General features: G+C 56.9%; 1 protein-coding gene. It reads right to left on the bottom strand.

Going from position 1 to position 260, the window contains the following annotated elements; translation table 11 throughout:
* The coding region (locus DDR33_RS26410; RefSeq protein WP_158280885.1) for a hypothetical protein at positions 1 to 260 on the bottom strand (260 nt) is incomplete at both ends.

Below are 260 nucleotides of genomic sequence, written 5' to 3'. Positions count from 1 at the left end.
TTTACTTGTTCGGTGCTGTTTACTTTATGGTGGCGGGTGCTGGTGAGCAGCTCATCGGTGAAGCTGTAGGTGTTGTCGGTTTCATCGTAATTGCCGTCTGAGAGGGTGCCGCCTTTGTAATGCTGACTGATGTTCTTGGTGACCCGGCCTTCGTCGTCGTAGTAGTTCACGCTCCACAGCATGTGGGCGGGGTTGTTCAGCACGGCGGTACGGGTGGCCGTCAGCAGGCTGTGGATCATCTGGCTGCCGTTCCGGGCGTA

The organism is Pararcticibacter amylolyticus, from assembly GCF_003130405.1.
GTDB lineage: Bacteria > Bacteroidota > Bacteroidia > Sphingobacteriales > Sphingobacteriaceae > Arcticibacter > Arcticibacter amylolyticus.
The sequence above is the reverse complement of the archived record's forward strand: the minus strand, read 5'-3'. Positions and strand labels throughout refer to the sequence as shown.